The sequence below is a fragment of the Nonomuraea sp. bgisy101 genome, from assembly GCF_057708945.1.
The window spans coordinates 146,114-163,467 of record NZ_JBYITD010000005.1 but is presented as its reverse complement, the minus strand read 5'-3'; the positions used below and the strand labels follow the sequence as shown (position 1 = coordinate 163,467).

The window sequence follows — 17,354 nt, the reverse complement described above, 5'->3', positions numbered from 1 at the left end:
AGGTCAGCGCTTCACGGGCGCGCTCGCGTCGAGCAGCAGATTCTTGGCGTCGGTGGCCGTGAACCTGCCGGTGGTCCCGCACACGGCGCCCACGGTGTGCGCGGCCCAGGCCTGCGTGCCCGCCTCGGCCCCCGGGTGCCAGGTCGTGTTGATGCCGGACGAGGCCTGCCTGCCGCCCTCCTCGGTGCTGAGCGACAGCGTCGCCATGCCGATGACGCCGCCGTCATGCCCCCACAGCTTCCCGCAGGGCGTGTCGTAGGCGATGAGGCCGAGGCCGTAGTCGAAGGTGACGGGGACCCCCGGCCCCGGCGTGATCGGACCCGTCCTCCGCATCTCCGCGAGCTGGTCCTGGCCGATCAACCGGCCGGTGAGCAGCGCGCGGAAGAAGCGGTTGAGATCCTCCATCGTCGAGACCATCGCGCCCGCCGTGCCGCCCCACGACATGTTGAACGTGCTGAAGTCCCTGAGCGGGAAGGAGCCGAAGAAGGACGTGTACGCCTTCGCGTGCGGGCGGGGCAGCTCCGGCGTGTTCGGGAAGAACGTGTGCGACAGTCCCGCCCGCTGGATCACGTGGCGGGTGATGTAGCGCTCGGCGGACATCCCCGTGACCTTGTCGAGCAGCAGGCCGAGCACGATGTAGTTGGTGTTGGAGTAGCTGCCCGGCGAGTCGCCCGGCTCCCCCGACGGGCCGACGCCGAGGCCGAGGCGGATGAGCTCCTCGTCGCTGAACTGCCGCACGCGCATCTCTTCGAGGCTGTCGGGGCCGGTGATCAGCGCGGTGTCGTAGTCGCCGAGGTGGCTGGTGTGGTTGAGCAGCATCCTGACGGTGACGCGCCGGTCGGGCAGCAGCCCGGGCAGGTACTCCTCGACGGGGGCGTCCAGCCGTACCTTGCCCTGCTCGACCTGCTGCAGGACGGCGGTGGCGACGAAGGTCTTGGTGATGCTGCCGATCCGGTGGTACATGGCGGGCCGCGTGGGACGCCCTGCCTCCAGGTCGGCCAGGCCCGCCGCGCCGCGCCAGTGCCGCCATCCGTCCCGGACGGCGGAGTAGGCCCCGGCGACGCCGCCCTTGGGCACCTCCTCGAGCGTGCGCCGCAGCTCCTTCCTGTCGAGCCCCGGTCCTGCGGCGTGCGCGGCCGGAGCGACGCCGGCCAAGACGAGCAGCGCCCCGAGGCCCAGTGCGGCCATCCTCTTCCATGCCATCCTGTCGCCCTTCTCGCGAAGTTTCCGGACGGGCTCACTATGGCATGCCAGTGATCATGGAAACCTCGGCGGGAAGGAGGACTTCTCCGCTCATCCCCTGAAAGGAGGGGAGGCGACCGAAGTCTCAGGCGCGGGCGGCCTGGAGGAAGGCGCGGATGAGGGCGGAGTCCTTCACGCCCCTGGAGACCTCCACGCCGCTGGAGACGTCGACGCCCCACGGCTGCGCCGCGGCGATCGCCTGCCGTACGTTGCCGGGATCGAGGCCGCCGGCCAGCAGCCAGTGGCCCGAGGGGCCGCCGCGGACGGCCGCCCAGTCCCAGGGCTCGCCGGCGCCGGCCCTGGGCGCGTCCACGATCAGCAGGTCCTCGTCGAACGCCCCTGTCCGCAGGTCGGCGTCGGCCGGGACGGCGCGCACGAGCGTGAGACCGAGGTCCTTCAGCGCGGTGAAGTCCGCGTGCGGGTGACGGCCGTGCAGCTGGACGGCCCGCACCCCTGCGGCCGTGGCGGCCTGCCGTACCTCTTCGACGGGCTCGCCCATGAAGACGCCGACGGTCAGCACGTGGGCCGGGACCGGCGCGGCCAGCTCGGCGGCCCGCGCGGGACTCACCCTGCGCGGGCTCCGGGTCATCACGAACCCGATCGCGTCGGCGCCGGCCTCGACGGCCGCCTCGACGTGCTCGGGCTCGCTCAACCCGCAGATCTTCACGAACATGGCCAAAGCCTATCGGCGCCGCGCGGCCGAGGGCGACCACGCCCACACCGTGGTGAGGGCCAGCAGACCGAACATGAGCACGCCGTTGGGAACGTGCGCGCCGAGGCCGACGAAGATCAGCAGGAAGTGCTGGGCGATGCCGAGCAGGAACAGGGCGAGGCTCGCGAGGGCGGGCCAGCCCGCGCCCCTGCCGGGACGCCAGTAGAGGACGGCGGCGATCACCTGGAGCAGGCCGACCAGGTGGGCGACCATGCCGATCATGACATGGGTCTCGGCCGTCGCGAGGTCGGCCACGAGCGAGGTGTCGCCGTAGACCAGCGCCTGCCCGGCGAACGAGGCCGCCACCAGCAGCGAGACGGCGTGGGCGAGCACCAGCACGCGCAGGGTGTAGAGCAGCCCGGACGAGACGGGGACGGACGTGGCTGAGGTCACGTCGTGCATGAGGGTGGTCCTTCCTTCTGAGGTGAGGACCACATCGTGGCCGGGCGGGCCCGGCGGGGTCGTCAGCCTGCCGGGTGACCCCCCGATCAGCCCCTGGGCGGATGGCGCACCGGGCGGAAGGCGGCGTCGACCAGGCCGATGCGGTGGGCGACGACCGCGGCCTGGATGCGGTTGCGCAGGCCGAGCTTCTCCATGGCCGAGCCGACATGAGTCTTGACCGTGGTGACGCCGACGTGGAGGCGGTCGGCGATCTCGGCGTTCGACAGGCCGGTGCCGACCAGGGCGAGCACCTCGAGCTCGCGCTCGGTGAGCCCGGCGGGGGTGGGCGTGGTCTGCTGCTCGGCGGCCAGCGCCCGTTCGACGACCCTGCGCAGGACGGAGGGCGCGAGCAGTTGCTCGCCTGAGGCGGCCCTGCGCACGGCGTCGACCATGCGTTCGGGTTCGTCGTCCTTGACCAGGAACCCGAGCGCGCCGACGCGCAGCGCGGCGTAGACGTTGGAGTCGTCGGCGAAGGTGGTCAGCACGACGATCTTCGCGGCCGGCTGGGCGGCCAGGATCCGTTTGATCGCCTCGAGCCCGTCGACCCGCGGCATGCGCAGATCCATGAGCACGACGTCGGGCCTGTGGTGCTCGGCCAGACGGACAGCCTCCGCGCCGTCGTCGGCCTCGCCGACGACCTCCATGTCGCCCGTCGCCTGCAGCAACATGCGGACGCCCGCCCTCACCAGGGCCTGGTCGTCGGCCACCACCACTCGAATCACGTCGTCACCTTGGTCGTCGCCATCGTGGCCTGGGGGTAGGGAAGGGTCACGGCCAGGCGCCAGCCGCCGCCGTCGGGACCCGCGGTCAGCGTGCCGCCCAGGGCCTTGGCCCGTTCGCGCATGCCGGCCAGACCCTGGCCCGAGGACGGCAGCGGCTCGCGGATGGTGGGTGGACGGCCGTTGGCGACCTCGACGACCAGCTCGCCCTCGCCTGCGGCCAGCCCGACCCTGACGGCGGTGCCGGGGCCCGCGTGCTTGAGCACGTTGGTCAGGCCCTCCTGGACGATGCGCGCGGCCGAGGCCCTCGCCACCAGCGGCGCCTCACCGAGCGCGGGGTCGAGGTCGAGGTCGACGATCAGCCCGGCGGCGCTCATCCGCTCGGCCGACTCGGCGACCACGTCGGCGGGGTCGGCCAGCAGTACGGCGTCGCCGGCCGGGTCGCGCAGCACGTCGAGCAGGCCGCGCAGGTCCTCGAGCACCTGGTGACCCGTCTCCTTGATGTCGGCGAGCGCGTCGGCGACGGGGCCGTCGGGCGCGGCGTAGCGGGCGGCGGAGGCCCGCAGCACCATGGCGCCGACGTGGTGGGCGACGATGTCGTGCACCTCGCGGGCGAGGCGCTCGCGCTCGGCCAGCTGGTCGGCGCGCAGCTGCGCGATGGCCAGCCGTTCGGACTCGCGCACCCGCAGCCGCTCGGCCTCGGCGGCCGACTGCCTGGCCCCGGCGTACCTGCCGATCGCGATGGGAGTGGCGACGACCACCAGCAGCAGGACCACCCTGAGCGCGGTGACGTTGCCCTCGCCGTTGACCACCACCATCGCGGCCAGCGAGCTGGCGGTGACGTAGACCACGAGGTTCCAGAACCAGGAGGCGACCCGCATCGCGAACACGCCGACCGCGGTCAGCATCGCGACCTGGATGGTGCCGGTGGTCGCGGGGATGAACTGGTGCGCGCTCAGCAGCAGCGCCCCTTCCACCGCGAACACGGCGGCCGGCAGCCGCCTGGCCACCCCCAGCGCGAGGCCCGCCGCCACGACGAAGGAGCCGATCACCCATGCGGGCTGGCTGCCGGTGTGCCAGGAGGGCCAGGTCCCGAGGACGGCCACCGCCACCCCCGCGCCCGCCAGCAGCACGTCCGGGGTGATCTCGGGTGCTTCGAGCCGTCCTGCGGGGCCGCGCAGGTAGCGGCCGACGAGGGCGGGCAGCAGGGCGATGCCGACGGAGTAGAACCAGGCGTTGCGGGTGAAGGCGATGCCGGGGTCGGCGATGTTGAGCCCGGTGGCCAGCGCGCCCGCGGCCACGACCCCCAGGGTGGCGAGCCAGCCGCGGTGGTAGCCGGTGGCGCCGATCGCCACGCACAGCAGGATCTGCGCGGTGTTGGAGGTGAAGGAGCCGATCTGGTCGGTGAAGACGAGGAAGCCGACCAGGTAGAGGCTGACGTGGACGGGCCGGTGGCGTACCAGCCCCATGGGGGCGCCGACCAGCACCGCGAACAGGGGGACGCGCCACTCGGACTGCGGACCGCCTGCCTTGCCCGACATCAGCAGGTCGAGGGCGATTCCGGAGACGGCGAGCAGCACGTCCGGTGCCAGACCACGCCATCGCATGGCACAACCGTATCGACGGGCGCGACCTGCTCGATCCTCCCGACGGAGGAGTTCGCATCCTCCAAGTGGCCGGACATCCGCCCGTAAGATGGAGGATGAGTCTTGACCCCGCACCGTAACGTTGTCACATGCCCAACGACACCACGTTGTTCCTCGGCCAGTTCATGCGCTCGCCCGGCACGATCGGCGCCCTGGCGCCGAGCTCCCGGCGGCTGGCCGAGACCGTCTGCACGCCCGTGCCCGAGCGCGGCGAGCCGACCGTGGTCGAGTTGGGTCCTGGCACCGGCCCTTTCACGGCGGAGATCCAGCGCAGGTTGAACGGGCGCGGCCACCATCTGGCGGTCGAGCTGAACCCGAAGCTCGCCACCTTGCTCGCCGACCGTTTCCCCCGGGTGGACGTGGCGCAGGACGACGCGGCGCGCCTGCCCGACCTGCTGCGCGAGCGCAATCTGGTCAGGGCCGACGTGGTGGTCAGCGGGTTGCCGTGGGCGGCCTTCCCCGAGGAGCTGCAGCGGCAGCTGCTCGGCGCGGTCACTTCCATCTTGTGCCCCTCCGGGGCTTTCACGACGTTCTCCTACGTGCACGCGATGCCGCTGGCCTCGGCGCGCCGCTTCCGGACGCTGCTCGGCGAGCGGTTCGAGGAGGTCGTCCTGGGTCGCACGGTCTGGCGCAACACCCCGCCGGCGTTTGTGCTGCACGCGCGCCGGCCGCGCTGACCGTCCCTTTTCTCCGCCGTACGGCTCTCTCCGCCGTACGGCGTTCTCTCTTCCTACGGCTTCGCACGGCCGAGGCCACCGTGGTCACCGGTGACCGCCCGTCCATCACGCGTGCTCCAGCGGGACTCCGGCCGGTCGCCGTCACGTCAGTGATCTCGGCCGTTTCGCTCTGTCGAAGGTACAGAACTTCGTTCTACGATTGCGCACGCAACGAGAATGGAGTGATCACGTGGACTTCACGCTTCCCGAGAGCGCGCTTGCCGTCCAGAAGGGCGTCGGGGACATCTGCGCACGCTACGACATGGACTACTGGCAGCGCTGCGAGGCCGACAAACGGTGGCCCGAGGAGGTGTGGGCGGAGCTGGCCAAAGGCGGGTGGCTCGGCCTGGCCGTACCCGAGGAGTTCGGGGGCGGCGGGCAGGGGCTGCTGGAGCTGGCGGTCGCGACCGAGACGCTGGCGGCCTCCGGAGCGGCGGGGGGATCGGCCTTCACCTACGTGCTCACGCCCGGCTTCGGGGCGCTGACCCTGGCCAGGCACGGCAACGAGCAGCAGCGCGCCGAACTGCTGCCCAAGCTGGCCACGGGCGAGATCGAGACGTGTTTCGCGCTGACCGAGCCCGACGCGGGCTCCAACTCGCTGGCGATCACGACCTCGGCCAGGCGCGACGGCGGCGACTACGTGATCAACGGGCAGAAGATCTGGATCACCGGCGTTCAGCGGGCCACCTGGATGATGCTGGTCACCAGGACGATCCCGGCGGCCGAGGCCAGGCCGCGCACCAACGGCATGACGGTGTTCCTGGTGAACGTGCCGGAGGCGGTGGCCGCCGGGCAGCTGTCGTTCCGGCCGATCCCCAAGATGGGCGCCAACACCACGCCGTCGAACATGGTCTTCTTCGACGACCTGCGGGTCCCGGCCTCCAGCGCGGTCGGCCAGATCGACCAGGGCGCCATCGTGCTGTGGGACATCCTCAACCCCGAGCGGATCCTGCTGGCGGCCTCCGCGCTGGGCGGTGCGGAGGTGGCGTTGCGGGTGGCGGTGAGCTACGCCAAGGAGCGGGAGGTGTTCGGGCGGCCGATCGGCTCGAACCAGGCGATCGCCTTCCCTCTCGCCCAGGTGAAGGCGAAGATCGAGCTGGCCAGGCTGATGCTGTACAAGGCGGCGTGGTCCTTCGACCGGCAGCTGCCGTGCGGCACCGAGGCCAACATCGCCAAGCTGACCGCGTCGCAGGCGGCATGGGAGGCGGCCGACGCGGCGTTCCAGACGCACGGGGGGATGGCCTACTCGCTGGAGTACCCGGTGGCGCGGCTGCTGACGGACGCGCGGATCGGCAAGGTGGCGCCGGTGACGGAGGAACTGCTGCTGAACTACCTGGCCACGCAGGTGCTGGGGCTGCCCAGAAGCTTCTGACCCGTGCGGGTCAGGAGAAGGAAGGGGGGCGCTTCTCGCGGAGCGCCCTGACGCCCTCCTGCACGTCGGGCCCGGAGAAGCCGAGGAACTCCATGGCGAGGGAGGCGTCGAACGTCGGCCCCGCCATGCGCAGCCAGTTGTTGAGCGAGTACTTGGTCAGCCTGATGGCCTCTTGCGAGCCCTCGGCCAGCCGTACGGCGATCTCCATGGCCTTGTCGTGGACCTCGGCGTCGTCGACGCAGACGCTCACCAGGCCCATCCGCTCGGCCTGCTCGCCGGTGACGGGCTCGCACAGCAGCAGGTGGTACTTGGCCTTGGCCATGCCGCACAGCAGCGGCCAGATGATCGCCGCGTGGTCGCCCGCCGCGACGCCGAGCCTGGTGTGCCCGTCGATGATGCGGGCAGTACGGCCGGCGACGGAGATGTCGGCCAGCAGCGCGACAGCCAGGCCCGCGCCCACCGCCGGGCCCTGGATGGCGCTGACCACCGGCTTGGAGCAGTTGAGCACGTTGTAGACGATGTCGCGGGCCTCGGTGAACACGCGCAGCCTGGTGGCGTGGTCGCGGGTCATCTCCTCGATCATCGACAGGTCCCCGCCGGCGGAGAAGGCCGCGCCCTCGCCCCTGACCAGGACGGCGCGCACCTCCTCGTCACGGTCGAGGTCGCGCCAGATCTCGGCCAGCTCGCGGTGGCCGGTCATGTCGACCGCGTTCAGCCTGCTCGGCTCGCTGATCGTGATCCGCAGGACGCCGTCGGCCGCCCAGTCGACCTTGAGCTTGTCGAAGCCGTCGAATCCGCTCACGACGCCAGCGCCGCCCTGAGCCTGTCCGCGACGAACGCGCGGGCCTCCTCCGCCTGGTCGAACCAGCCGGGCAGGCCGAAGAAGCCGTGCACCATGCCGGGATAGCGGTGCACCTCGACGCTCACGCCCTCGGCCGCCATGCGCGCGCCGTACGCCTCGCTCTCGTCGCGCAGCACGTCGTGCTCGGCGGTCACCACGGTCGCCGGCGCCAGGCCCGCGCAGGATTGCAGGCGCAGCGGGGACAGCCGCGGGTCGAGAGGGTCGGCCGCGGCGGCGTACCGCTCCACGAACCAGGCCATCTCCTCGGCGTCGAGCCCGTAGCCCTTGGCGTGGTCGCGGTAGCTGGCGGTGTCCATGGCCACGTCGGTGATCGGGTAGACGAGCACCTGGTGGGCCAGGGTGAGCCCGGCGTCGCGCGCCTGCCACGCGGCCACCGCGGCCAGGTTGCCGCCCGCGCTGTCGCCGATCACGGCGACGCGGCCGTTGCTCTGGTAGAAGGCGGGGCGGGCGAAGATGTCGCGCACCACGGTCCACGCGTCGTCGGCGGCGGCGGGAAAGGCGTGCTCGGGCGCGAGCCGGTAGTCGACCGAGACCACCACCGCGCCGGTCCTGACGGCAAGGTCCCTGCCGAGCGCGTCGTTGCGCCTGACGCTGCCGAACACCCAGCCGCCGCCGTGGAAGTAGACGATGACAGGCAGGGTGTGGTCGCCAGGATCGGCTCGGTAGACCCTGATCGGCACGTCGTCGGCCAGCGCGTCACGCACGAACGGCAGGCGCGTCAGCGGGCCGCGCCTGTCGGCCAGGCCGTCGGCGGCGCGCATCCGCTCGATCTCCGCCTGGCCCAGGCTCGCAGGGTCGAGGCCGAGGTCGGAGGGGTAGAGCTCCAGATAAGCCCTGGCCTGGGGATGCAAGCTCATGATCCGAGCTTACTCATGAGCCACCCCATTTCTCATCAGTATCGGGCGGCCTCCACGAGTGCCTCGAACAGTCGCATATCCTCGCCCCGCTCGGGGTGCCACTGGACGCCGACGCCGAACCTGTGCCCCTGCAACTCGATGCCCTCGACGATCTGGTCGTCGGCCCACGCGACCGCCAGCAGGCCGTTACCGAGCCGCTTGACCGACTGGTGGTGCGGCGCGGTCACCTCGATCCGGTCGCCGAGCGCCTTGCCCAGTTTGCTGGAGACGCTCACCTGGATGACGTGCGGCCGGCCGTGCGCGGCGTGCCGTTCGTGGTCGAGGACGTCGGGCAGCCAGGGGATCAGCGTGCCGCCCTGGGCGACGTTCAGCACGTGCATGCCGCGCGCCACCGCGAGGATCGGCACGTCGGCCTGGACGGCTGCGCGGGCCAGCGCCAGCTCGAACCTGTCGCGGTGCGGCTGCGGCTCGGCCACCCTGTCGTCCTGGTCGGCCCCGTAGACGGAGCCGGCCACTTCGGCGCCTCCGGCCAGGACGATGCCGTTCAGGCCCCTCACGTAGGCGTCGATGGCGTGCAGGTTGAGCGGGGGCAGCAGGACGGGCGCGCCTCCCGCCCTTTCGACCGCCTTCGCGTAGGAGGGCGGCCCGAGGACGGCCTCCCTCACCCAGTCGCCCCAGCGGGCGGCCTCGAAGTAGGCGGTGATGCCGATCAGCGGTCGAGACATGCGCGCTCCAGAGGGCAAGCAGGAGGACGGGCGACCCACGTCGAAGATGGCGACCAGGTTCCTGGTCCATCATGGCGCACGCGATTTCGGTTATGTCACCTATCCCGGGTATCAGTGCTGTCACTTCCGGCGCACCCGATCACGGCGCCCGGTCCGCCCACCCGGTTCGCCAGGCACGAGCGTCCGCTACCGCCTGGCCGGGGCGGGAGGCCCGGCGGCGCGGAAAGACGACTCCGCGAACGCGCCGACTTTTCACGAAGCGTGAATGCGATACGCATTCACTTTTCTCGCCCCCAATGTATCGACTCCTGGTTGCAGAAAATAACGGTACCGTTACGGATAGTTCAGATTCGCACCGTATTGAGGTGAAACGGTTGTGACTCCAGGGAGCCGGTGTAACACTCCGAAATGAGCGTATGGAGGAGCCGGGGCTGTCCAGACGCTCGCAACCCGGAGCCGTCAGGGAGGTGGAACGACAGACTGGAATAGCATTCTGGTCAAAGGGTGGGTCAAAAGGCATGTCGTTGAATCCGCGCCTCGTCAAGGAGAGTTTCTCCGTCATCGAACCCGTCGCCGACAAGGCGGCGGCCTATTTCTACGGCCGGCTGTTCGCGGAGAACCCGCACCTGCGAGGGATGTTCCCGCCAGCCATGGACGTCCAGCGCGACCGGCTCTTCAGCGCGCTGACCCGGATCGTGTGGAGCCTGGACAGTCCGGACAGCCTCGCCTCCTATCTGGGCCAGCTCGGCCGCGACCACCGCAAGTACGGCGTGATCGCCGAACACTACACCGCGGTGGGCAACGCCCTGCTGGCCACCGTCAGACGCTTCGCCGCCGACATCTGGACCGCCGAGATCGAGGCCGCCTGGGTGGCCGCGTACACGGCCGCGGCCAACCTCATGATCGACTCCGCCGACGCCGACTCGGGCGTCTCGCCCGCCTGGTGGCTGGCCGACGTCATCGACCACGAGCAGCGCACGGAAGACATCGCGGTCCTCACGCTCAAGCCCACGCAGCGCCTGCCGTACGTCGCGGGCCAGTACATCAACGTGCAGACCGCGCGCTGGCCGCGGGTCTGGCGCACCTTCTCCATCGCCAACGCGCCGCGCGAGGACAACACGATCAGGCTGCACGTGCGCGGGGTGGCGGGCGGCTGGGTCTCGACCACGCTGGTACGGCACACGCGGATCGGTGACACCATCATGCTCGGGCCGCCGATCGGCACGATGATCCCGCACGAGGCGGGCGGAAGGGACGTGCTGTGCGTGGCCGGCGGGACCGGGCTCGCACCGATCAAGGCGATCATCGACCACATCATCACCTCGGGCAGGCGGCCCAACATCCACCTGCTGTACGGCGCTCGGACCGCCGCCGAGCTGTACGACCTGCCCGACCTGATCCGCATGGAGTCGGGCTTCCCCTGGCTGCGGGTGCTGCCGGTGGTGTCGGACCAGCCGTCCTACGACGGGATGCGCGGGCACCTGCCCGAGGTGATGCAGCGCTTCCACTCGTGGGCCGAGCACGAGGTGTACGTGTGCGGGCCCCCCGCGATGGTGCACGAGACGGTGCTCAGACTGCAGACGGCCGGCGTCCCGGCGACCCGCATCCACCGCGACATCGCCCAGGGCGAGCACTGACCCCGGGCGTCGTCCCGGACGACCGGTGGGTCGCGGGCGTCAGCGGAAGACGGCGGCCGTCTCCTCGTCGTTCGGCCAGAACGTCTCGATCGCCAGCTCCGACACCGTCACGTCCACCGGCGTCCCGAAGGTCGCGATGGTCGTGAACATCGACAGGATCCTGTCACCGTGCCTGATCCGCAACGGCACCATGATGTCGGCGATCCCTGGGGCGTGCGCCACGTTCAGGTCCACGCCCGGATAGGTGTAGGCCGCCACCTCGTCGTGCAGCTCGGCCAGCCGCCCGTCACCCGAGGCCTCGGCCTGCCGCCTCAGCCGGTGCAGCAGGTGGGCCCGCACCTCGGCGAGGTTGACCAGCCGCCCGCCCATCGCCTCCGGGTGCAGCGACAGCCGCATCACGTTGATCGGCTCCTTCAGCAGTTCGGCCGGTGCGCCCTCCATGAACATCGCCGCCGCCGCGTTGGCCGCCACCAGGTCCCACGCCGCGTCCACGACCAGCGCGGGGTACGGCTCGTGCCCGGCCAGGATCTTGTCCAGCGCCTGCCGTACCACCTGCATCTCCGGCGCCCGCACCTCCCGCTCGGGGAAGACGGGGGCGAACCCGGCCGCCACGAGCAGCCTGTTGCGGTGGCGCAGCGGCACGTCCAGCTCCTCCGCCAGCCTCATCACCATGTCCCTGCTGGGCTTGGCCCTGCCCGTCTCCAGAAAGCTGATGTGCCGGGCCGACACCTCGGCCTCGATGCCCAGGTCGAGCTGGCTGACCCGACGCCGCTGGCGCCAGGACCGCAGCAGGTCACCAAATGTCTCGTCATGTACGGCAAGCGCTCCCATGCAGCGAACGCTAGCGGCAAAAAGGAATCATCACGATTACCTGGGACGTAATCGCGCCGCGCAGGCAGGAGGCGGTCATGGCGAGTGGGCTTCCGGCGCCGTGCCCCTGCCCTGACAGATCGTGAGCTCGTCCAACGCTTCGCGCAGGTAGTCGGCATAGGCCCACACGTCGGGCACCAGCCTCCCGCAGGCGGTGACCCCTATGTCGAGGCGACCGTCGTAGGAGAAGACCGTGATGTTCACGGCTCCGCTCACATCCGTGACCACCGACACCGGATGGTGCGCCAGCAGCCTGACCCCCGCGATGTACAGCGGAAACTGCGGCCCTGGGACGTTGGAAACGATCACGTTGACAGGCGGGATCGTCCTGCCGACCACCTCGAACGCCGCTCGGTCCGCCAGTGCGTTGAGGGGGGCGGGCACGCTTTCGCTCAACTCCCTCAACCAGCTCGCCGACACCAGGTCGAACCGATCCTTGATCTGCCGCATCGCCTCGGCGACCAGTCTCAACCTCTCAGTAGCGTCGGCCACATGCGTCGGCAACTGGATCATCATGAGCGTCACCTGGTTGGCGAGCCGCTCGCCGTCCCTCCCCCGGAGGGAGAACGGCACGCCGGCGACCAACGGCACGTCGGGAAGCGCCTCATGCGCGAGCAGCCAGCGCCGCAGCGCTGAAGCCGACAGCGCGAGCACGACATCGTTCACCTTCACCCCCCGAGCGTCCTTGATCCGCTTGATCTCCTCCAGCGGCAGCTCGACGAAGGCGTAGCTCCGATGGGCCGACACCGCGCCGTTCAGCGGTGTGTGCGGAGCCGCGAAGTCCGGCAGGTCAGGCAGCGATCCGGGACGGACCAGCCTGGCCAGCCATCCGGCGGCAGGAAGCCGGGAGACGATGGGGAGCTGGTCGAGCGCAGGCGCCACCTCGGCCAGGAACTTCAGCAGGTGCACGGGATTGGCGGCGGCGTGTCGCGCACTCCTGGCGAGCATGTGCAGGAGATCCGGCGCGGTCTCGGGATCGTAGGTGACGGGGGCAGGTGCGGGGTCCATGACAGCGGCCAGGACCCGGGCGCCGGTCAGCCCGTCGGCGGCGGCGTGGTGCAGCTTGGTGTAGATCGCGGAGCGGCCCTGGGCCAGCCCGTGGATCAGGTACATCTCCCACAGCGGGCGCCCGCGGTCCAGCCGCCGCTCGTGCAGCCGCGCCACCTGTTCACCCAGCCGCCTGTCGTCGCCGGGTGACGGGAGGGCGAGCTCACGCACGTGGTAGTCGAGGTCGAGTGCGGCGTCGTCGGCCCAGTAAGGGTGATCCAGGCCGAGCGGGACGGGTGCCAGCCGCTGTCTCAACTGCGGCGTCCCGGCCAGGCGGTCCTTCAGCCGGGCCAGGATCGCCTCTCTGGACAGGCTCGTCTCGAGGATCGCCAGCCCTCCGATGTTGGCGACGTTGGTGTCTGTCTCGAAGTTGAGGAACTGCGCGTCCAGGGCGCTCAACTGCCTCATACCCTCAGGTTTCACCCGCCCCTGGTCAGCGGTCCACTGTGACGCGTCGGGTTTCGTCCCAGGTAGGCCGAGCCGAGTGCCCGCCTACCTGGCCAAGCGGCGGACGGGCCGATCAACAGCAGGAACACGAGTCACCGCATGCCGCACCGTTGAGATCAGCCACAGCGCGACCGTGGCGGCGAAGAGCACCAGCAGCGCGGTTTCGCTGGCCGTGACGAGTGCGATCACGCTGGACAGCAGAGCCGCGATTCCCAACGTGCACGCCAGGACGATGTAGAGGAGCGTGGCGGGCGAGCGTGGCCTCGTGTAGAGGTCTCCTCTGCTCATCTCGCACCCCGCGACCGTCCCGAGCATCACGATCACGCTGGTGGTTCCGCCCACATGGTGGATGACAGGCAGGTCGGCTCCGGCGACGAACAGGGCGTAGACCACCACGATCGCGCACACCAGCGTCGTGGCCACGGCGTCCTTCCAGGTCAGTCTCATCCTGCCCACCTCCTTGTCCACGACAAGCGTTCCAAGCCCCGTCGCGTGGACGGCAGGGCCACAAGACCCTTCCTGCCGGAGGCGTTGGACCGTCGCCGTATCACAGGCACGTGCCGTGGAGCCTCGAAGCAGCGGGCTCGGAGCGTGCTGCCGTCTCCAGCGGCACGACGGGCACCATGACCACCGGACATGGCGGCCATCGCAGGCAGGCGAGCACCGTCGCGCCGAGCCTGCCGTCGCCCGCCATCTGCGCCCGAGCCCCCAGGACCAGCAGGTCCGCGCCCTCGGCAGCCGCCAGCAGCGCCTCCGCAGGGCGGCCTTCGACCAGACGCCTCTCCACTGCCGACCACGGGCACACGCGGGACGCGATGGCCGCCATCCGGTCGAGAAGAGCTCTCCCTTCGTCTCGCGCCCACTCCGGCCCGACCCACACGGACGCGGGCGCGTAGGGCGCCCGATACGGCGACGGGCTCTCCCATGCGTGCACGATCACCAAGGCCGCCTGCCGCCGCGCGGCCTCCTCCGCGGCCCAGGTCAGCGCATCCCGTGCCGCAGCGGAGCCGTCCACGCCGACCACGACACGCCTGGTGCCGGCGTCGTCGGTGGCCGGGAGCGATTCGCGCTCCTTGAGCGTGGATCCGCGGCTCATGGCGTGACCTCCCGTGACAGCGGGACGACGGCGACGGGGCAGCGGGCCTCGCGCAGCAGCGCGTCGGCGAGGCGACCGAGGTGGCCGTGCCGGGGACGGCCCGCCACCAGCAGGCTGGCATTCTGCGGTACCTCGGTTCCGGCCTTCGCAGGGACGTCCGGGTATCGGCCTCTCCAGTTCTCGGGAAGCGGCGCGAGCGTGAGAAGGGGCAGCCGCTGCTGAGACGCCTCCTTGAAGGCGAACTCCAGCACGGCCTCCTCCATCTCGGTCACGACGACAGGGCCGGGATGTGCCGGTGAGGGCAGCGGTCCCGCTCCGCGGACGACGACGACGGGGCAGCTCGCGAGCGTCGCGACCTGCGTCGCCACCGAGCCGAGCACGGCGAGCGGAAGCCCACCCATGCCGCGCGAGCCGACGACGACCAGCTCGGCCTGCTCTGACAAGGTCACGAGCCGCTCGACGGCCGAACCCTCGTACAGGTCGGTCTCGACCTTGCCGACCGAGCCGGCGTGCCGGGCACATTCGGCACCGTGCCACAGCACGTGGTCGGCGGCCTTGCGCAGGTGAGACTTGGCTTCCTCGTCGGCCTCGCCGTACGGCCACTGCCAGGCGTGCACGACGGTGAGTGGCAGCTTGCGAAGCTCAGCCTCGTCCATGGCCCAGTCCAGAGCCTGCATCGAATAGTCGGAGCCGTCATATCCCACGATGACGTTCATGGCGGTGCCTCCAGGTCTTGTGAGTGGTGTCCGCGAGGATCACGGCGGGTATGGCGAGGCTCGCCAGCGCCCAGCCGGCCGGGGTGGGGAAGGAGCCGCCGAGCAGCCCGGCGAGCGGGGCCAGGCCGAGGAACAGCAGGAGCACACCGACCTCGAAGGCGACAGCGGCGATCAGCAGGGGGTTGCCGAGCAGGCCTATCCGGCCGATCCGGCGTGACTCGCTGCGGCAGGCCCACGCGTTGGCGAACTGGCCGAGCACCACGGCGGCGAAGGCCGTGCCGGAGGCCGTGGCCAGCAGGCGCGACAGCAGGACCGCTGCCGATGTGTGCGAGGCCTTGGGCAGGACGTTCGGCCCCTCGACGGCCAACCTCTCGGCGGCCTCGCCGGCGCTGAGCCCCGGTCTGGTCGTGGACACCCGCGTCATACCTGCCAGGCTCGCTGCCGCCCAGCCCGAGGGATAGGGACCTTCGCCCTCTGCTCGGGGGTCCTACGGCACTCCCCATCCACCTCCGTTCTGGGGAGCGTGGGAAGCAGGAGGTGTGCCATGTTCGCTTCGCTCGGACGGCCCCGTGTGCCGTGCCCCGCGACAGGAGAGGTTCAGCATGACTGACGGCTGTGACGTGCTGCTGCGTGACGGCGACATCGCCCATGTGCGGCCTCTCGCGCCCACCGACCGGCAGGCGCTGCACGAGCTGGTCGACAGGTGCTCCGAGCGCTCGGCCTACCTGCGCTTCTTCTCCGGAGGCAGGGCCACGGCCCACGCCTACATGGACACGATCACCGACGACACCTACAGCGGCCACGCCCTGGTCGCCACCCTGAGAGACCGGCTGGTGGCGGTCGTGGAGTGCATCCCCGTCCCCGGGGAGCAAGGCGGTGCGCTCACACACCGCGGCCGCCGCCACCCCCGACGTCGCGGTCGACGCCCTGGTACGTGCCTCGGGAGTGATCCGGGTCGACACCCTGCAGGACCTCATCGACACGGCCAGGCTGTTGTCCAGCCAGCCGTTGCCGCGCGGCAGGCGGGTGGCGATCGTCGGCAACTGTGGCGGCCCGGAGGCGATGGCCGCCGACGCCTGCGAACGGTACGGCCTCGTCGTCCCCGAACTACCCCCGGGCCTGGTGTCCGGGCGGCCCGCTGCCGCGCTCGGCAACCCGGTGGACCTCACCGCCGAGGCGAGCGCGCGCGAACTCGGCGCCGCCGTCGAAGCCCTCGTCGCCGGAGCCGAGGTGGACGCCGTGCTCGTCGTCTACACCCCGCCGTTCGGGTCCGGCCTGGAGGCCACCCGCGAGGCGATCGCGGTCGCCACCCGATCGGCGACCACGACCGTGCTGGCGTGTGTGATAGGCCATGGCGGGATGATCGACGGGCGGGTGCCCGCCTATGCCTTCCCCGAGCAGGCCCTCGCCGCGCTCGCCCATGCCGTTCACTACGCCGAGTGGCGTCCGGAACCGGCCGCCGAGCCGCCCGACGCCGACGTCGAGGCCGCGCGGAAGATCGTGAGGGCCGAGCCCGAAGGGTGGCTCTCCCCCACCGCCGCCGCCCGGCTGCTGCGCTGCTACGGCATCGCCGTCTGCGAGTCCGTGGCCGCCGACGGCCCCGCGAGTGCCGCCGGCGCGGCCGCCCGTGTCGGCCTGCCCGCCGTGCTCAAGGCGATCGGCCCTGTGCACAAGAGCGACGTCGGCGGCGTCCGCATGAACCTTCGGACCCAGGACGAGGTACGGCGGGCCTACCGGGATATGGCGGCCACGATCGAGGGGATGACCGGGGCGATCGTCCAGCATCAGATCCCAGCGGGCGTGGAGATCATCGTGGGTGGGGTCGGCTACCCGGCCTTCGGCCCTCTGGTCATGGTCGGCATGGGCGGCATCGCCGCCGACCTGCTGGCCGACCGCGCCTTCAGAGTGCCGCCCCTGAGCGTCGCCCAGGCGGTGGAGCTGATCGGCGAGCTGCGCTGCGTGCTGTACGGCTATCGCGGCGCCGCCCCGGTGGACGTGACCGCGCTGGCCGACCAGATCGCCCGCGTGGGCCGGCTCATGGACGACCTGCCCGAGGTGGCCGAGCTCGACCTCAACCCGGTCATCGTGACCGAGCGCGACGCGGCGACCGTCGACGCACGAATCAGACTGGCCCCGCCGCAGGCCAGGCCGTCACCGCTGCGCCGCCGCCTGCGCTGACCAACGGCGGCTGCGCGGGGACTTAGGCCCCTGTCCCGCCCGCCCTTCGGCGGCTGGGATGGAACCGAAGG

At 71.1% G+C, this 17,354-nt stretch carries 18 protein-coding genes and 1 pseudogene; 5 read left to right on the top strand and 14 right to left on the bottom strand.

Features of this window, described 5'->3' with window-relative positions; all coding sequences use genetic code 11:
- Positions 1 to 3 precede the first annotated feature (3 nt).
- From AC3EO4_RS11435 to AC3EO4_RS11415, 5 genes are all read right to left on the bottom strand, one after another.
- Positions 4 to 1,203 (bottom strand): serine hydrolase domain-containing protein, encoded by a 1,200-nt coding sequence (locus AC3EO4_RS11435; protein WP_431895267.1) that lies wholly within the window; start codon positions 1,201 to 1,203, stop codon positions 4 to 6.
- Positions 1,204 to 1,327: 124 nt separating this feature from the next.
- Positions 1,328 to 1,915 (bottom strand): phosphoribosylanthranilate isomerase, encoded by a 588-nt coding sequence (locus AC3EO4_RS11430; protein ID WP_431895265.1) that lies wholly within the window; start codon positions 1,913 to 1,915, stop codon positions 1,328 to 1,330.
- Positions 1,916 to 1,924: 9 nt separating this feature from the next.
- Complete coding sequence (locus tag AC3EO4_RS11425; protein WP_379568465.1) at positions 1,925 to 2,356, bottom strand: hypothetical protein; 432 nt, start codon at positions 2,354 to 2,356, stop codon at positions 1,925 to 1,927.
- An 86-nt stretch (positions 2,357 to 2,442) separates the two neighbouring features.
- Positions 2,443 to 3,117, bottom strand: a complete 675-nt coding sequence (locus AC3EO4_RS11420) for a response regulator (protein WP_379568467.1) — start codon at positions 3,115 to 3,117, stop codon at positions 2,443 to 2,445.
- On the bottom strand, positions 3,114 to 4,721 hold the full coding sequence (locus AC3EO4_RS11415) for a sensor histidine kinase (RefSeq protein ID WP_431895263.1): 1,608 nt from the start codon (positions 4,719 to 4,721) through the stop codon (positions 3,114 to 3,116). The genes AC3EO4_RS11420 and AC3EO4_RS11415 overlap by 4 nt, the downstream gene beginning before the upstream one ends.
- A 128-nt stretch (positions 4,722 to 4,849) precedes the next feature.
- On the opposite strand from AC3EO4_RS11415, the gene AC3EO4_RS11410 reads away from it, so the two are divergent.
- Together AC3EO4_RS11410 and AC3EO4_RS11405 are read left to right on the top strand one after the other, a co-directional pair.
- The gene (locus AC3EO4_RS11410) at positions 4,850 to 5,437 is read left to right on the top strand and encodes a class I SAM-dependent methyltransferase (RefSeq protein WP_379568471.1); all 588 of its coding nucleotides are present in this window, start codon (positions 4,850 to 4,852) and stop codon (positions 5,435 to 5,437) included.
- A 229-nt stretch (positions 5,438 to 5,666) separates the two neighbouring features.
- Positions 5,667 to 6,848, top strand: coding sequence for an acyl-CoA dehydrogenase family protein (locus AC3EO4_RS11405; RefSeq protein WP_379568473.1), 1,182 nt, complete (start codon positions 5,667 to 5,669; stop codon positions 6,846 to 6,848).
- Positions 6,849 to 6,858: 10 nt separating this feature from the next.
- Here AC3EO4_RS11405 and AC3EO4_RS11400 read toward each other — a convergent pair whose 3' ends face one another.
- The 3 genes from AC3EO4_RS11400 to AC3EO4_RS11390 are packed head-to-tail and all read right to left on the bottom strand — an operon-like array spanning position 6,859 to position 9,292.
- Complete coding sequence (locus tag AC3EO4_RS11400) at positions 6,859 to 7,650, bottom strand: enoyl-CoA hydratase/isomerase family protein (protein WP_431895261.1); 792 nt, start codon at positions 7,648 to 7,650, stop codon at positions 6,859 to 6,861.
- A complete protein-coding gene (locus AC3EO4_RS11395; protein WP_431895260.1) occupies positions 7,647 to 8,567 on the bottom strand; it encodes an alpha/beta hydrolase in 921 nt (306 codons plus the stop codon). The genes AC3EO4_RS11400 and AC3EO4_RS11395 overlap by 4 nt, the downstream gene beginning before the upstream one ends.
- A 35-nt stretch (positions 8,568 to 8,602) precedes the next feature.
- The gene (locus tag AC3EO4_RS11390; protein WP_379568479.1) at positions 8,603 to 9,292 is read right to left on the bottom strand and encodes a gamma-glutamyl-gamma-aminobutyrate hydrolase family protein; all 690 of its coding nucleotides are present in this window, start codon (positions 9,290 to 9,292) and stop codon (positions 8,603 to 8,605) included.
- 518 nt (positions 9,293 to 9,810) lie between these two features.
- Here AC3EO4_RS11390 and AC3EO4_RS11385 point away from each other — a divergent pair.
- Positions 9,811 to 10,929 carry a globin domain-containing protein gene (locus tag AC3EO4_RS11385; RefSeq protein ID WP_379568481.1) on the top strand — a complete coding sequence of 373 codons (1,119 nt, stop codon included), beginning with the start codon at positions 9,811 to 9,813 and terminating at the stop codon, positions 10,927 to 10,929.
- A gap of 39 nt (positions 10,930 to 10,968) precedes the next feature.
- Here AC3EO4_RS11385 and AC3EO4_RS11380 read toward each other — a convergent pair whose 3' ends face one another.
- The 6 genes from AC3EO4_RS11380 to AC3EO4_RS11355 form a co-directional block, all read right to left on the bottom strand.
- Positions 10,969 to 11,760 (bottom strand): helix-turn-helix domain-containing protein, encoded by a 792-nt coding sequence (locus AC3EO4_RS11380; protein WP_379568483.1) that lies wholly within the window; start codon positions 11,758 to 11,760, stop codon positions 10,969 to 10,971.
- 75 nt (positions 11,761 to 11,835) lie between these two features.
- The gene (locus AC3EO4_RS11375) at positions 11,836 to 13,254 is read right to left on the bottom strand and encodes a WS/DGAT/MGAT family O-acyltransferase (protein ID WP_431895257.1); all 1,419 of its coding nucleotides are present in this window, start codon (positions 13,252 to 13,254) and stop codon (positions 11,836 to 11,838) included.
- 84 nt (positions 13,255 to 13,338) lie between these two features.
- Positions 13,339 to 13,740, bottom strand: a complete 402-nt coding sequence (locus tag AC3EO4_RS11370) for a hypothetical protein (RefSeq protein ID WP_379568487.1) — start codon at positions 13,738 to 13,740, stop codon at positions 13,339 to 13,341.
- A gap of 100 nt (positions 13,741 to 13,840) precedes the next feature.
- Positions 13,841 to 14,389, bottom strand: a complete 549-nt coding sequence (locus AC3EO4_RS11365) for a universal stress protein (protein ID WP_431895254.1) — start codon at positions 14,387 to 14,389, stop codon at positions 13,841 to 13,843.
- A complete protein-coding gene (locus AC3EO4_RS11360) occupies positions 14,386 to 15,105 on the bottom strand; it encodes a universal stress protein (protein ID WP_431895253.1) in 720 nt (239 codons plus the stop codon). Before AC3EO4_RS11360 ends, AC3EO4_RS11365 begins: the two co-directional genes overlap by 4 nt.
- A complete protein-coding gene (locus AC3EO4_RS11355; RefSeq protein WP_431895251.1) occupies positions 15,083 to 15,529 on the bottom strand; it encodes a cation transporting ATPase C-terminal domain-containing protein in 447 nt (148 codons plus the stop codon). Before AC3EO4_RS11355 ends, AC3EO4_RS11360 begins: the two co-directional genes overlap by 23 nt.
- Before the next feature lie 449 nt (positions 15,530 to 15,978).
- Between AC3EO4_RS11355 and AC3EO4_RS11350 the strand changes: the two are divergent.
- A pseudogene (locus tag AC3EO4_RS11350) lies at positions 15,979 to 16,089 on the top strand (hypothetical protein); the annotation flags it as partial.
- A 78-nt stretch (positions 16,090 to 16,167) separates the two neighbouring features.
- On the top strand, positions 16,168 to 17,283 hold the full coding sequence (locus AC3EO4_RS11345; protein ID WP_431895560.1) for an acetate--CoA ligase family protein: 1,116 nt from the start codon (positions 16,168 to 16,170) through the stop codon (positions 17,281 to 17,283).
- Positions 17,284 to 17,354: the final 71 nt, after the last annotated feature.

Bases quoted from the DNA above. Each gene is read 5' to 3' on its own strand.
- AC3EO4_RS11435 (WP_431895267.1), bottom strand. From the start codon at position 1,203: ATGGCATGGAAGAGGATGGCCGCACTGGGCCTCGGGGCGCTGCTCGTC.
- AC3EO4_RS11430 (WP_431895265.1), bottom strand. From the start codon at position 1,915: ATGTTCGTGAAGATCTGCGGGTTGAGCGAGCCCGAGCACGTCGAGGCG.
- AC3EO4_RS11425 (WP_379568465.1), bottom strand. From the start codon at position 2,356: ATGCACGACGTGACCTCAGCCACGTCCGTCCCCGTCTCGTCCGGGCTG.
- AC3EO4_RS11415 (WP_431895263.1), bottom strand. From the start codon at position 4,721: ATGCGATGGCGTGGTCTGGCACCGGACGTGCTGCTCGCCGTCTCCGGA.
- AC3EO4_RS11410 (WP_379568471.1), top strand. From the start codon at position 4,850: ATGCCCAACGACACCACGTTGTTCCTCGGCCAGTTCATGCGCTCGCCC.
- AC3EO4_RS11395 (WP_431895260.1), bottom strand. From the start codon at position 8,567: ATGAGCTTGCATCCCCAGGCCAGGGCTTATCTGGAGCTCTACCCCTCC.
- AC3EO4_RS11390 (WP_379568479.1), bottom strand. From the start codon at position 9,292: ATGTCTCGACCGCTGATCGGCATCACCGCCTACTTCGAGGCCGCCCGC.
- AC3EO4_RS11385 (WP_379568481.1), top strand. From the start codon at position 9,811: ATGTCGTTGAATCCGCGCCTCGTCAAGGAGAGTTTCTCCGTCATCGAA.
- AC3EO4_RS11380 (WP_379568483.1), bottom strand. From the start codon at position 11,760: ATGGGAGCGCTTGCCGTACATGACGAGACATTTGGTGACCTGCTGCGG.
- AC3EO4_RS11375 (WP_431895257.1), bottom strand. From the start codon at position 13,254: ATGAGGCAGTTGAGCGCCCTGGACGCGCAGTTCCTCAACTTCGAGACA.
- AC3EO4_RS11370 (WP_379568487.1), bottom strand. From the start codon at position 13,740: ATGAGACTGACCTGGAAGGACGCCGTGGCCACGACGCTGGTGTGCGCG.
- AC3EO4_RS11365 (WP_431895254.1), bottom strand. From the start codon at position 14,389: ATGAGCCGCGGATCCACGCTCAAGGAGCGCGAATCGCTCCCGGCCACC.
- AC3EO4_RS11360 (WP_431895253.1), bottom strand. From the start codon at position 15,105: ATGAACGTCATCGTGGGATATGACGGCTCCGACTATTCGATGCAGGCT.
- AC3EO4_RS11355 (WP_431895251.1), bottom strand. From the start codon at position 15,529: ATGACGCGGGTGTCCACGACCAGACCGGGGCTCAGCGCCGGCGAGGCC.
- AC3EO4_RS11345 (WP_431895560.1), top strand. From the start codon at position 16,168: ATGGCCGCCGACGCCTGCGAACGGTACGGCCTCGTCGTCCCCGAACTA.